Source organism: Pseudomonas sp. P42, assembly GCF_017973755.1.
Lineage (GTDB): Bacteria > Pseudomonadota > Gammaproteobacteria > Pseudomonadales > Pseudomonadaceae > Aquipseudomonas > Aquipseudomonas iridis.
The window spans coordinates 326,994-339,419 of record NZ_JACOPU010000003.1; the positions used below are offsets into that span (position 1 = coordinate 326,994).

Genomic DNA, 12,426 nt, shown 5'->3' on the forward strand with positions numbered 1-12,426 from the left:
CTGACGCTATGTCAGGCAAGGTTTGACGCTTGTGCGTCGCGTTAAAGGGGGTTTGCTTGCGCGCAGTGCCGGCTTACGCCTGGCACCGCGCATAGACAATGAAAGAGAAGCTTACCTGCCCTTTACGCTGGCGTTGCATTTCCTGTGCACAACCGGCACGTGCAGAATCATGAGCACGGCTTGAAAAGCGGCACAGGCTTTGTGGGAGAAAGAGATCTATATTGGAAGGAGACGCCATAAAGAGGATGGCTTCCCGTGCGTCCAGAATATCGGACGTTGCCGTTTTGACGGCTGCTGCGCGCGAGACCATCGTCGGCAGGCTGCGAGCCTGATGGACTGCGCTCTGCACGGACGATTCGCCACTGATGTGATAAGCATGCAGACCGGACTGTTGCGAGCAGTCGGTGACGCCGTTTATCGACAGGCGAGACATGAAGCACCCCGGTATTATTGCTGTTATGGGTTTGATCGGAGCTTAGCCTTGTTCATTTTTTTACACAACACCCCCGTAAAAAATACAACACGGCCTGCTCAAGCCTGCGGGTGCCAAGCGTTCCAAGGGCAAAAAACCGCCCGAAAATGCCCCATAAACGCCCTCGCAGCGCTTTTTTAGGGCAAAAAAGGCCTTGCTTGACTTCGGCAGGCCGTTCGGGTTGACTGAAACCAGAAAAGATCAATGATTGATATTTTTAACAACAAAGGTGTTGCATCATGTCGGTACCCCCGCGTGCCGTTCAGCTCAACGAAGCGAACGCGTTCCTTAAGGAACATCCTGAGGTTCTGTACGTTGACCTTCTGATTGCGGATATGAATGGTGTGGTGCGCGGCAAGCGCATTGAACGCACCAGCCTCCACAAGGTTTACGAGAAAGGCATCAACCTGCCGGCCTCTCTATTTGCTCTGGATATCAATGGTTCAACGGTGGAAAGCACCGGTCTGGGCCTGGACATCGGCGACGCCGATCGTATCTGCTATCCGATCCCCGATACCCTGTGCAACGAGCCATGGCAGAAGCGCCCTACCGCGCAACTGTTGATGACCATGCACGAACTCGAAGGCCAGCCGTTCTTCGCTGACCCGCGTGAAGTGCTGGCTAATGTGGTGCGCAAGTTCGACGAACTGGGCCTGACCATCTGCGCCGCGTTCGAGCTCGAGTTCTACCTGATCGACCAGGAGAACGTGAACGGTCGTCCGCAACCACCACGCTCGCCGGTTTCCGGCAAACGTCCGCACTCGACTCAGGTTTACCTGATCGACGACCTCGACGAATATGTCGATTGCCTCCAGGACATTCTGGAAGGCGCCAAAGAGCAAGGCATTCCAGCCGACGCCATCGTCAAGGAAAGTGCCCCGGCGCAGTTCGAAGTGAACCTGCACCACGTTGCCGACCCGATCAAGGCGTGCGACTACGCGGTACTGCTCAAGCGGCTGATCAAGAACATCGCCTACGACCATGAAATGGACACCACTTTCATGGCCAAGCCTTACCCTGGCCAGGCGGGCAATGGTCTGCACGTGCATATTTCGATTCTGGATAAAGAAGGCAAAAACATTTTTGCCAGCGAGGATCCCGAGCAGAACGCCGCGCTGCGTCACGCGATCGGCGGTGTGCTCGAGACCCTGCCCGCGCAGATGGCTTTCCTCTGCCCTAACGTCAACTCGTACCGTCGTTTCGGCGCACAGTTCTACGTGCCGAACTCGCCGTGCTGGGGCCTGGACAATCGCACCGTGGCGATTCGCGTACCGACCGGTGCGGCCGATGCCGTGCGGATCGAACACCGCGTTGCCGGTGCCGACGCCAACCCGTACCTGCTGATGGCTTCGGTGCTGGCGGGCGTGCATCACGGCCTGACCAACAAGATCGAGCCGGGCGCGCCCGTCGAAGGCAACAGCTACGAGCAGAACGAACAAAGCCTGCCGAACAACTTGCGCGATGCCCTGCGTGAGCTGGACGACAGCGAGGTGATGGCCAAGTACATCGATCCGAAATACATCGATATCTTCGTCGCCTGTAAAGAGAGCGAGCTGGAGGAGTTCGAACACTCCATCTCCGACCTTGAGTACAACTGGTATCTGCATACCGTTTAAGCGGTTGTAGCTGCATAAAAACGCCGTTGGCTGATTCAGCCAGCGGCGTTTTTTTATGGCACACACGAAAGCCCCGCTTGGGATCAATGGCCGCCTGCGGCGGATCGCTGGCAAGCCAGCTCCCACAAGATTATCTGCAAATACAAAACTTGCGTTCGGCCTCAATCCCTGTGGGAGCCGGCTTGCCAGCGATGGCGTCCGGGCAGACAAACACAACAGCCGGCTCGTACAATGCCCGCTGCCCCGCAGGAGACTTTCATGACGCGTCCCGCCCCCGTCCGTAAACCCCGCGCCCGCAGTCAGGCGCGGATCGACTCGATACTCGACGCCGCGCGCACGCTGCTGGCCGCCGAGGGTGTGGCCAGCCTGTCGATCTACAGCGTGGCCGAGCGCGCGCAGATTCCGCCCTCTTCGGTTTACCACTTCTTCGCCAGCGTCCCGGCGCTGCTCGAAGCCCTGACAGCGGATGTGCACGCGGCATTCCGCGCCTGCCTGCAAGCGCCGATCGATCATCAAGCCTTGCGCGACTGGCGCGACCTGTCGCGGCTGGTCGAACAGCGGATGCTGGAGATTTACGACGAAGACGCCGCCGCCCGCCAGTTGATCCTCGCCCAGCACGGCCTCACCGAAGTCACCCAGGCCGACCGTCAGCACGACATCGAACTGGGCGACCTGATGCACAAGCTGTTCGATCATCACTTCGAACTGCCGAGGCTGCCGGAGGATGTGGATGTGTTTGCCCTGGCGATGGAATTGGGCGACCGCGTTTACGCGCGTTCAGTGCAGCAGCACGGGCAGATCACGCCGCGCATGGCAGAGGAAGGGATGCGCGTGTTTGATGCTTATATCGGGTTGTATTTGCCGCCCTATCTGCCTAAACGCTAAAAGATCGCAGCCTTCGGCAGCTCCTACACCTGGAATGCCTTCACCTGTAGGAGCTGCCGAAGGCTGCGATCTTTTGATCTTCAAACAAATAAAAAACCCCGAAGGGCTCACACCCTCCGGGGTTGTTTTTTATCACCGGTTTACAACTTGGCGATCGAGACCTCGGTGGATTTCACAAAGGCGATCACTTCGCTGCCGACCACCAGTTCCAGCTCTTTTACCGAGCGCGTGGTGATGACCGAAGTGACGATGCCGGAAGCGGTCTGCACGTCGATTTCCGACAGCACGTCGCCGAGGACGATTTCCTTGATCGAGCCTTTGAACTGGTTGCGTACGTTGATGGCTTTGATAGTCATGATATTTCTCCTGAGGTCGAAATAAGCGGCAAGTGGCAAGCTTCAAGCGGCAAGCAAAAGCGCAGCGCTTCTACTTGTAGCTTGTAGCTTGTAGCTTGTAGCTTGTAGCTTGTAGCTTGTAGCTTGTAGCTTGTAGCTTGTAGCTTGAGGCTCGCAGCTGCTTCATTGCGCCCAACGCAACTGCGTAGGCAAGGGTGAAACGGGTTCCGGCGCCGGCGGTTCGCCGGGCAGGGACAGAACACGGTTGAGCACTTCGGTCTCCAGCGCCGCCAGTCGATGCGAACCACGCACTCGCGGCCGCGGCAACTCGACATGCAGGTCTAGACCGACTTCACCGTCCTCGATCAGAATCACCCGGTCGGCAATCGCGACCGCTTCGCTGACGTCGTGGGTGACCAGCAACACCGTGAAACCGTGCTGCTGCCAAAGGCGTTCGATCAGTTGCTGCATCTCGATGCGGGTCAGCGCGTCCAGCGCGCCGAGCGGTTCGTCGAGCAACAGCAGACGCGGCTTGTGAATCAAGGCTCGGGCCAGAGCAACACGCTGCTTCTGACCACCGGACAAAGCCGCCGGCCATTCATTGGCACGGTCCGCCAGGCCGACCGCTTCCAGTGCAGCCAACGCTTGCGGACGCCAGTTGCCTTTGAGCCCGAGACCGACGTTGTCGATGATCTTTTTCCACGGCAACAAACGGGATTCCTGAAACATCAAACGCGTGTCTTCCCGCGCATCACTCAGTGGCGCGGCGCCAGCCAGCAAGTCACCGCCAGTTGGCTGATCGAGGCCGGCGAGCAAGCGCAGCAAGGTGCTCTTGCCACAACCGCTACGCCCGACCACGGCGACGAATTGCCCCGCCGGAATGTGCAGGTCGATGTCGCGCAGTACTTGCCGTGCGCCGAAGGTTTTTTGCAGGTTGCGCACTGCCAGCGGAATCCCGCGCAGCAGGCGTGGAGGTTGTTGAGCGGTCATGCTGCACCTCCTTTGGCAACCTGATAGGCCGGATGCCAGCGCAGCCACACACGTTCAAGTCCACGCGCCGCAAGGTCGGCGAGTTTGCCGAGCACCGCGTAAAGCAGGATGGCCAGCACCACCACGTCGGTCTGCAAAAACTCCCGGGCATTCATCGCCAGATAGCCGATGCCGGAGCTGGCAGAAATGGTTTCGGCGACGATCAGCGTCAGCCACATAAAGCCCAGGGCGAAGCGCACACCGACCAGAATCGAAGGCAACGCTCCCGGCAGAATCACCTGCCAGAACAGGCTGAAACCGCTCAATCCATAACTGCGCGCCATCTCGACCAGCGCGGGATCGACGTTGCGGATGCCGTGATAGGTGTTGAGGTAGATCGGGAACAGCGTGCCCAACGCCACCAGAAAAATCTTCGCCGACTCGTCGATACCAAACCACAGAATCACCAGCGGAATCAGTGCCAGATGCGGCACGTTGCGAATCATCTGCACCGAACTGTCGAGCAAGCGTTCGCCCCACTTCGACAGACCGGTGATGAAGCCCAACACCAGACCGATGCTGCCGCCGATGGTGAAGCCCAGCGCGGCGCGCCAGCCGCTGATTGCCAGGTGCGTCCAGATTTCACCACTGCGCACCAGACTCACGCCGGCCTCGATCACCGCCACCGGTGCCGGCAGAATCCGTGTCGACAACCAGCCCGCCGACACCGACAACTGCCACACCGCCAGCAGCAACACCGGCAACGCCCAAGGCGCGAGGCTGTGGATGATTTTCTTCATGGCGCGCCTCAGCTCTGCGACGCGGCTTTGGGAAGGATGTCGTTGGCGACCATCTCGCCGAACGGGCTGACATAACCGGCGTTTTTCGGCAGTTCCGGGCGCTCGATGTCGAGGTGCGGGAACAGCAATTCGGCGACGCGGTACGACTCTTCGAGGTGTGGATAACCGGAGAAGATGAAGGTGTCGATGCCCAGATCCGCGTATTCCTTCACCCGAGCGGCCACGGTCGGACCGTCGCCAACCAACGCCGTCCCGGCACCGCCGCGCACCAGCCCGACGCCAGCCCACAGGTTGGGACTGACTTCCAGGTTGTCGCGACTGCCGCCGTGCAATGCGGCCATGCGTTGCTGGCCGACCGAATCGAAACGCGCCAGCGAAGCTTGAGCACGGGCGATGGTGTCATCGTCAAGATGCGAGATCAGACGATCCGCCGCCTGCCAGGCTTCATCATTGGTTTCACGGACGATCACATGCAGACGAATGCCGAAGCGCACGGTGCGTCCGAGCTTGGCGGCTTTGGCGCGCACCTGTTCGATTTTCTCCGCCACCGCTGCGGGCGGCTCGCCCCAGGTCAGAACCATTTCGACCTGTTCGGCAGCCAAATCCTGCGCCGCTTCCGAGGAACCACCAAAGTACAGCGGCGGACGCGGCTGCTGGATCGGCGGATAGAGCAACTTGGCGCCCTTCACGCTGATGTGCTGACCATCGTAATCAACGGTTTCGCCTTCCAGCACACGGCGCCAGATGCGGGTGAATTCCACCGAGGCTTGATAGCGCTCCTCGTGACTGAGGAACAGACCGTCACCGGCCAATTCTTCCGGATCACCACCGGTCACCAGATTGAACAGCGCCCGCCCGCCAGACAGGCGATCCAGCGTTGCGGCCTGACGCGCCGCCACCGTCGGGGAGATGATCCCCGGGCGCAGGGCGACCAAAAACTTCAGACGCTGGGTCACCGGGATCAGCGACGCCGCCACCAGCCAGGAGTCTTCGCAAGAGCGGCCGGTAGGAATCAGCACACCGCCAAAACCCAGACGATCCGCTGCTTGCGCGACCTGTTGCAGATACCCGTGATCGACAGCGCGGGCGCCTTCGGAGGTGCCAAGGTAATGGCCGTCGCCGTGGGTAGGCAGGAACCAGAAGATATTGAGGCTCATGGAGTCGTCTCCTTGGGAATTCGAATTACTGTGCTTTGGCCACAGCGGACGGTGGTGTCCAGATCACATCCTTGATGCTCAAAGGCTTGGGAATCAGTTTGAGCTGGAAGAACGTGTCAGCGATTTTCTGTTGTGCGGCGATCACTTCCGGGGTCAGGAACAGCGCACCGTAGCCCTGGCGTTTGACCGAGGTCAGGGTGATGTCCGCCGGCAGGCCGAGCAGCGGCGCGACCTGTTGGGTCACGTCTTCAGGATTGGCTTTGGACCACTCGCCGACCGCGCGCACTTCTTCGACGAGAGTCTTGATCACCTCGGGATTTTTCTGTGCGTAAGGTTTGGTTGCGAGGTAGAACTGGTGGTTGTCGACGATGCCTTTGCCGTCGCGCAGGGTGTGCGCTTGCAGCTGTTTCTCGGCGGCCGCCTGATACGGATCCCAGATGACCCAGGCATCAACGCTGCCACGCTCGAACGCGGCACGAGCATCGGCCGGCGGCAGGAATACGGTTTGGATATCGGTGTATTTGAGTCCGGCGTCTTCCAGTGCGCGCACCAGCAGGTAGTGGACGTTGGAACCTTTGTTCAGCGCGACTTTCTTGCCCTTGAGATCGGCCACCGATTTGATCGGCGAGTCTTTCGGCACGAGGATCGCTTCGCTGTTCGGCGCTGGCGGCTCGTAAGCGACATAGAGCAGATCGGCACCTGCGGCTTGAGCGAACACCGGCGGCGTTTCTCCCGTCACGCCGAAATCGATCGAACCGACGTTCAGGCCTTCAAGCAGTTGCGGGCCGCCAGGGAATTCAGTCCATTGCACGTCGACGCCTTGGGCGGCGAGACGTTTTTCCAGCGTGCCCTTGGCTTTGAGCAGCACCAGGGTGCCGTACTTCTGATAACCGATTCTTAACGTCTCGGCCTGAGCTTGAGTGATGGCGCCGAAGGACACAGCCGCAGCAAACAGAGCGACCAGACCGCGACGCAAAAATACAGTGCGCATAGCGCTCTCCTTTTTGCAGTTGGGTTTTGGCTGCACCTGCTTGCCCGTTGGCGGGCGAGTAAGGCGAGTACTTCAAATTCTTGTGAGGCTTAAATGCTCCAGCGAGCACTCAACAAACGTTCGTTCAACAAGCCCGGCTCCAGCGGTTTCGGCCGGCGGGCCATGGCACTGACAAACTGATCCAGCGCTTCATGCAGTCGCTGTTCCAGCGCCGGTGCCAACTGCGCCTGGGCACTGCCTTCGCCATAAGCGATCTGGCTGTCCTCGGCGAAAATCCCCTGAAGCATTTCCTGGGCTTTTAATGCCGACAGCACTGGCTTGAGGGCGTAATCGACCACCAACATGTGGGCGATGCTGCCGCCGGTGGCCATCGGTAAAACAATCTTGTGGTTCAAGGCACGTTCGGGCAGCAGATCGAGCACAGTCTTCAGGGCGCCAGAAAACGAGGCCTTGTAAACCGGTGTAGCGATCAGCAAGCCGTCGGCATTTTCAATCTGTTGTAAAAGATCGAGCACCTTGGGGCTATCAAAACGAGCGTGGAGCAGATCTTCGGCCGGGAAATCCCGTACCTGATAACTCACCACTTCCACCCCTTGCTGCTGCAACCAGCGCTGCGAACGATCCAGCAGAACTCCAGAACGGGAGCGCAGGCTGGGACTGCCACCGAGTGAGACGACCAGCATTGAGATGATTCCTTAAGTGTTACAGGCGATTCGCAGGTTGCGATCTCGCTTCAATGTGAGAGACCTTACCAGTTGATTTATATATCCATAAATCATATTTATTCATTTAGTTATGCATTTTGGAGATATACGTTTTACCTTTCTCAGGACGAAAAAAAGGCCGTCGAAACGGCCTGAAATCCCCTGCTTTGTGGATGCCTCAAAACGATCGCAGCCTTCGGCAGCGCCGGCATTGGACTGCGTTTCTCCCTGCAGGCGCTGCCGCAGGCTGCGATCTTTTTATCTTAACGATTGGGTTGTGGCGTCAGACGCAGGTACGGCTTCACGGCGCGATAGCCTTTCGGGAAGCGCTGTTTGATCTCTTCTTCATCCTTGAGCGACGGCACGATCACCACTTCGTCACCGTCCTGCCAGTTGGCCGGGGTGGCCACTTTGTAGTTGTCGGTGAGTTGCAGCGAATCGATCACCCGCAGAATCTCGTGGAAATTTCGCCCGGTGCTCGCCGGATAGGTGATGGTCAGGCGAATCTTCTTGTTCGGATCGATCACGAACAGCGAACGCACGGTCAGGGTGTCATTGGCGTTCGGGTGGATCAGGTCATACAGATCCGAGACTTTGCGATCCGCGTCGGCCAGGATCGGAAAGTTGACGACAGTGTTCTGGGTTTCGTTGATGTCTTCGATCCACTTGTGATGCGAGTCCACCGGGTCTACCGACAGCGCGATGGCCTTGACGCCGCGCTGGCTGAATTCATCCTTGAGCTTGGCGGTGAAGCCCAGCTCGGTGGTGCACACCGGGGTGAAGTCCGCCGGATGGGAAAACAGCACGCCCCAACTATCGCCCAGCCATTCGTGAAAACGAATCTTGCCGACGCTGGAGTCTTGCTCGAAATCGGGGGCGATGTCGCCGAGTCTGAGGCTCATGGTGCTGCTCCTGATGAGAGGGTGGAGACCTCAACTGTAGCTTGGCTTTTATGCTCATGAAAAAGAATATATAACTAGATATGTATGCTTTTTAGGAATATTAAACTTCTGTTCACTGGACGCCCGGCCGCATCGCGACGAACATCGTTCGCAAGGTTCGAGAAGGCCTTGAGTTGCTGTAAAGAGGGAAATGTCGGGGAAGGCTTACGGGGGTGAGCCTGACTCGGAAACGCAAAAGCCCCGTCCGGCGCGATGCCGGACGGGGCTTTTTTACAGCCGCGATTCGAAGCGCGTTATTACATCAGCGGGATCGAGTAGCTGACGATCAGGCGGTTTTCATCCTGGTCACGCTGACCTGGGATGTCGTTGCGCCACATAGCGTTTTTCCACATTACGCCAACGTTTTTCAGCGGGCCTTGCGGTACTACGTAACCAACGGTCAGGTCGCGCTCCCACTCTGTTTTGTCACCGGTAGCGGAATCGATATTGTCACCACGCAGGTAAACCACACCAGCGGTAAGGCCAGGTACACCTACTTTGGCGAAGTCATACGAGTAGCGACCTTGCCAAGTGCGCTCGCCAGCACGGCCGAACTTCTGGATTTGCATATCGGTAATGGTGTAGTTGGACGAACCGTCGCCTTGGTTCAGCCAAGGGAAGTCGCTGTCGCCATTGCTGACTTGATAGCCGCCGCCAAAGGTGTGGCCAGCAACGGTGTACAAGAACAAGCCGCTATACAGGTTGTTGTCAACTTTACCTTTGGTGATCGCGCCACCGTAGTAACCGTTGGTGAAGTAAGCGCTGTCGTGTCCGTTGGCACCATCGTCACGGCTATTGAAATAACGGAAGTCAGACTTCAATACGCCCGGACCGATTGCCCAGTTGTGTACCAGCCCCAGGAAGTGTTGCTTATAGAAGTCTTCCAGATTGCCGTAGTAGTACTGGGCAGTCAGGTCCTTGGTGATCTTGTAGTCACCACCGGCATAGATGAACTTGTTGCTGTTGGCGATACGCGGGCTCGCGCCACCGACGGACAGGTTCTCGTTGCTGCTGGAGTTACGTCCTTTCACAGCTTCGATCTGACCACCGACCAGAGTCAGGTCCTTGATGTCGTTCGAAGTGATCTGACCACCTTGCCATGTTTGCGGCAGCAGACGACCATCGTTAGTCACGATCACTGGCAGTTTTGGCTGCAGGGTGCCCAATTTCAGTTCGGTCTGGGAGATCTTGGCTTTGGCAGTCAGGCCCAGGCTGGAGTAGTTATCAACCGCTTCGCCGTTGGACTTGCTTGGAAAAACAGTACCACCGTAAGCAGCACCGTTGGCGGCACCGTTAGTGCCACCGCCGGAATCCAGACGTACGCCCAGCAGGCCGATAGCGTCGATACCGAAACCTACGGTGCCTTGGGTATATCCGGAAATGAAGCGAAGATCGAAGCCTTGACCCCATTCTTCGTTCTTGCTCTGAACACCCCTGGCTTTGCTGGCAGGCGTGCCAGCTGCGCTGTCACGGTTATCAGTGTTGATGTAGAAGTTACGCAGCCCCAAAGTTGCCTTGCTATCTTCGATGAAACCGGCGGCGCCTGCCTGCTGCGCCATAACCCCTACGGCCACAGCCAGGGCCAAGGTGGACTTGTTCATGTAAAGCTCCTCTCGTATCTAATTCTTCTGTTTTTCTTCTGTCGGCTTCGGATCGATTGCCCGAAATCCTGAACGCTTGATCGCTTAATCGCTTGATCGCAGTGGACCTTTCCCCCCCAGTCAAAACCGCGAAAGAATACCCCGGCATAGTCCCAAAAAGAATTGTTTCACTATTTTTCATAGCACCGAGATATATAAAGGCACTGCAGATTGGGGGTATCGGCTTCAGCACCGATTCCTGAACCCTTGAGATTGTCGAGGGACGAAAATGCCAAAACACCGCAGTGAATCTTGAGCGTTGGACGGGGCCTAATTTAGCTTTTCGCCAAAAAAACAAAAGGAATAAAAAATTTCTATAACCTATCAGTATGGAATATAGAAAAATGCACGAAAAAAAACCTTGCCGAGCGGCAAGGCTTTTCTCTGGATTTGTTAAAGGAAGCTGTAGGTGTAGTTGAAGATCAGGCGAGTCTGATCCTGATCGGCGATATTGATTTCGCTGCCGCGATAAACACCATTGCGCAGTGTTACACCAAAACCTTTGAGAGCACCCTGTTGGACGGTGTAATCGATACGCATGTCTCGTTCCCACTCGGACATGTCGCTACCGGAACCGTTCGTTGCCTTGATGTTATCGCCACGCAGGTAAGCGACCGAAGCTTTGAGGCCCGGTACACCCAGCCCTGCGAAGTCATAGGAGTACTGGCCGAAGGTCGTGTTCTCACCGGCACGGACGAAACCGTTAATCATGGAGTCGGTGAACAGGTAGAAGCTTGCGCCACCGGCACCCTCTGGGCGACCGTTGCCATCGACCACGTTGCCTTGGTTCAGGTAGACGAAGCCACCGTCATCGTTGACGCGTTGATGGCCGAGCAAGAAGGCGTTGCCACCCAAGGTGTAAGTGAACATGGCGCTCCAGGTCTTGTTATCGACCTCGCCCGGAGTCTTGGCATAACCACCGTTGTTATTGAAGCGGTAGCCTGCGTCGCCGTTCTTGCCATCAGAGCTGCTGTCGAAATAGCGGATGTCGGTCTTGAACGATTGGTTGGTGCTGATCGGAAGGACGTGCACCAGGCCGAAGAAGTTCTGCTTGTAATAATCCTGCAGGTTCGAGTGATAGTACTGCAGGGTCAGATCCTTGGTGACCTTCCAGTCAGCACCGGCATAGCGGAACTGATTGCTGTCCTGCGTACCACCAGCCACTGCGAGGCCGGTGCTGTTTGTCGAGGCACGACCCACTGCATGCTCGAGTTGACCAGCATTGAAGGTGACGTTGTCGATTTCCTTGGAAGTGATCGTGCCACCCTCGAAGGTTTGAGGCAGCAGACGGCTATCGTTCGCAACCAGAATCGGCAAGCTAGGTTGCAGCGCGCCCCCCAGGTGAGCTTCGGTCTTGGACAGACGTGCCTTGACGTTACCCGCTACGCGGCTCCAGGACTGCGTTGCCGAACCGTCGGAATCACTTGGGCTGAACGAGTTATTGTCTGGGTGGTGCCCACGGCCACCATCAAGGTGAATACCGCTAAGCGCCTGCACATCAAGACCAAAACCGACCGTACCTTGAGTGAAACCGGACAGGTAATCAAACTTGAAGCCCTGCGCGGCTTCTCTCTGATCTGCGCCGCCATCACGGTTGTCGTTGTTGAAATACATGGTGCGGGAACTCAGGGAAGCCTTGCTGTCTTCGATGAAACCCGCGGCACCTGCCTGCTGCGCCAATACCCCAAAAGCCACAGCCACGGCCAAGGTGGACTTATTCATTGTCAAGCTCCTCTCATTTCTAATTATTGTTTGCCTGGCCCGGATCGACGCCCGGGTTCCAAAGGTCAGCGATTAGCGCCAGAGCGTGACCCACAAGTCAATCGTAACTTTGTGTGTCTACGACCATGGTCTAAGCTCCGGTTTTTTGGTCCATGCAGGTTCATGAGTTCGTCATGAATCTGAAAAGAATGAAC

The 12,426-nt window shown here is 57.4% G+C and carries 12 protein-coding genes; 2 read left to right on the forward strand and 10 right to left on the reverse strand.

Going from position 1 to position 12,426, the window contains the following annotated elements; genetic code table 11:
* Nucleotides 1-73: 73 nt before the first annotated feature.
* Nucleotides 74-433, reverse strand: a complete 360-nt coding sequence (locus H8B20_RS10870) for a glutamine amidotransferase (RefSeq protein ID WP_210623133.1) — start codon at nt 431-433, stop codon at nt 74-76.
* A gap of 278 nt (nt 434-711) precedes the next feature.
* On the opposite strand from H8B20_RS10870, the gene H8B20_RS10875 reads away from it, so the two are divergent.
* Both H8B20_RS10875 and H8B20_RS10880 read left to right on the forward strand, forming a co-directional pair.
* Nucleotides 712-2,088, forward strand: coding sequence for a glutamine synthetase family protein (locus H8B20_RS10875; protein WP_042561640.1), 1,377 nt, complete (start codon nt 712-714; stop codon nt 2,086-2,088).
* Nucleotides 2,089-2,346: 258 nt separating this feature from the next.
* Complete coding sequence (locus H8B20_RS10880; protein ID WP_210623134.1) at nt 2,347-2,973, forward strand: TetR/AcrR family transcriptional regulator; 627 nt, start codon at nt 2,347-2,349, stop codon at nt 2,971-2,973.
* A gap of 140 nt (nt 2,974-3,113) precedes the next feature.
* On the opposite strand, the gene H8B20_RS10885 is transcribed toward H8B20_RS10880, so the two are convergent.
* From H8B20_RS10885 to H8B20_RS10925, 9 genes are all read right to left on the reverse strand, one after another.
* Entirely contained in the window at nt 3,114-3,329 is a 216-nt protein-coding gene (locus tag H8B20_RS10885; RefSeq protein ID WP_003229256.1) for a TOBE domain-containing protein, read from the reverse strand.
* Nucleotides 3,330-3,491: 162 nt separating this feature from the next.
* Nucleotides 3,492-4,298: an aliphatic sulfonates ABC transporter ATP-binding protein gene (ssuB, locus tag H8B20_RS10890; RefSeq protein WP_042561642.1), complete on the reverse strand. Its 807-nt coding sequence runs from the start codon at nt 4,296-4,298 to the stop codon at nt 3,492-3,494.
* Nucleotides 4,295-5,077: an aliphatic sulfonate ABC transporter permease SsuC gene (ssuC, locus tag H8B20_RS10895; RefSeq protein ID WP_003229260.1), complete on the reverse strand. Its 783-nt coding sequence runs from the start codon at nt 5,075-5,077 to the stop codon at nt 4,295-4,297. The genes ssuB and ssuC overlap by 4 nt, the downstream gene beginning before the upstream one ends.
* A gap of 8 nt (nt 5,078-5,085) precedes the next feature.
* A complete protein-coding gene (gene ssuD / locus H8B20_RS10900) occupies nt 5,086-6,234 on the reverse strand; it encodes an FMNH2-dependent alkanesulfonate monooxygenase (protein ID WP_210623135.1) in 1,149 nt (382 codons plus the stop codon).
* 25 nt (nt 6,235-6,259) lie between these two features.
* Nucleotides 6,260-7,225: a sulfonate ABC transporter substrate-binding protein gene (locus H8B20_RS10905; RefSeq protein WP_210623136.1), complete on the reverse strand. Its 966-nt coding sequence runs from the start codon at nt 7,223-7,225 to the stop codon at nt 6,260-6,262.
* An 89-nt stretch (nt 7,226-7,314) separates the two neighbouring features.
* Nucleotides 7,315-7,908: an NADPH-dependent FMN reductase gene (gene ssuE / locus H8B20_RS10910; RefSeq protein WP_042561645.1), complete on the reverse strand. Its 594-nt coding sequence runs from the start codon at nt 7,906-7,908 to the stop codon at nt 7,315-7,317.
* A 284-nt stretch (nt 7,909-8,192) separates the two neighbouring features.
* Entirely contained in the window at nt 8,193-8,831 is a 639-nt protein-coding gene (locus H8B20_RS10915) for a peroxiredoxin (protein ID WP_042561646.1), read from the reverse strand.
* Nucleotides 8,832-9,127: 296 nt separating this feature from the next.
* On the reverse strand, nt 9,128-10,471 hold the full coding sequence (locus H8B20_RS10920; RefSeq protein ID WP_200612520.1) for an OprD family porin: 1,344 nt from the start codon (nt 10,469-10,471) through the stop codon (nt 9,128-9,130).
* Between the two features lie 432 nt (nt 10,472-10,903).
* Nucleotides 10,904-12,232: an OprD family porin gene (locus H8B20_RS10925; protein WP_210623137.1), complete on the reverse strand. Its 1,329-nt coding sequence runs from the start codon at nt 12,230-12,232 to the stop codon at nt 10,904-10,906.
* Between the last annotated feature and the right edge of the window lie 194 nt (nt 12,233-12,426).

Excerpts from the sequence above, each read along its gene's own strand:
- H8B20_RS10870 (WP_210623133.1), bottom strand. The coding sequence starts at position 433 with ATGTCTCGCCTGTCGATAAACGGCGTCACCGACTGCTCGCAACAGTCC.
- H8B20_RS10875 (WP_042561640.1), top strand. The coding sequence starts at position 712 with ATGTCGGTACCCCCGCGTGCCGTTCAGCTCAACGAAGCGAACGCGTTC.
- H8B20_RS10880 (WP_210623134.1), top strand. The coding sequence starts at position 2,347 with ATGACGCGTCCCGCCCCCGTCCGTAAACCCCGCGCCCGCAGTCAGGCG.
- H8B20_RS10885 (WP_003229256.1), bottom strand. The coding sequence starts at position 3,329 with ATGACTATCAAAGCCATCAACGTACGCAACCAGTTCAAAGGCTCGATC.
- ssuB (WP_042561642.1), bottom strand. The coding sequence starts at position 4,298 with ATGACCGCTCAACAACCTCCACGCCTGCTGCGCGGGATTCCGCTGGCA.
- ssuC (WP_003229260.1), bottom strand. The coding sequence starts at position 5,077 with ATGAAGAAAATCATCCACAGCCTCGCGCCTTGGGCGTTGCCGGTGTTG.
- ssuD (WP_210623135.1), bottom strand. The coding sequence starts at position 6,234 with ATGAGCCTCAATATCTTCTGGTTCCTGCCTACCCACGGCGACGGCCAT.
- H8B20_RS10905 (WP_210623136.1), bottom strand. The coding sequence starts at position 7,225 with ATGCGCACTGTATTTTTGCGTCGCGGTCTGGTCGCTCTGTTTGCTGCG.
- ssuE (WP_042561645.1), bottom strand. The coding sequence starts at position 7,908 with ATGCTGGTCGTCTCACTCGGTGGCAGTCCCAGCCTGCGCTCCCGTTCT.
- H8B20_RS10915 (WP_042561646.1), bottom strand. The coding sequence starts at position 8,831 with ATGAGCCTCAGACTCGGCGACATCGCCCCCGATTTCGAGCAAGACTCC.
- H8B20_RS10920 (WP_200612520.1), bottom strand. The coding sequence starts at position 10,471 with ATGAACAAGTCCACCTTGGCCCTGGCTGTGGCCGTAGGGGTTATGGCG.
- H8B20_RS10925 (WP_210623137.1), bottom strand. The coding sequence starts at position 12,232 with ATGAATAAGTCCACCTTGGCCGTGGCTGTGGCTTTTGGGGTATTGGCG.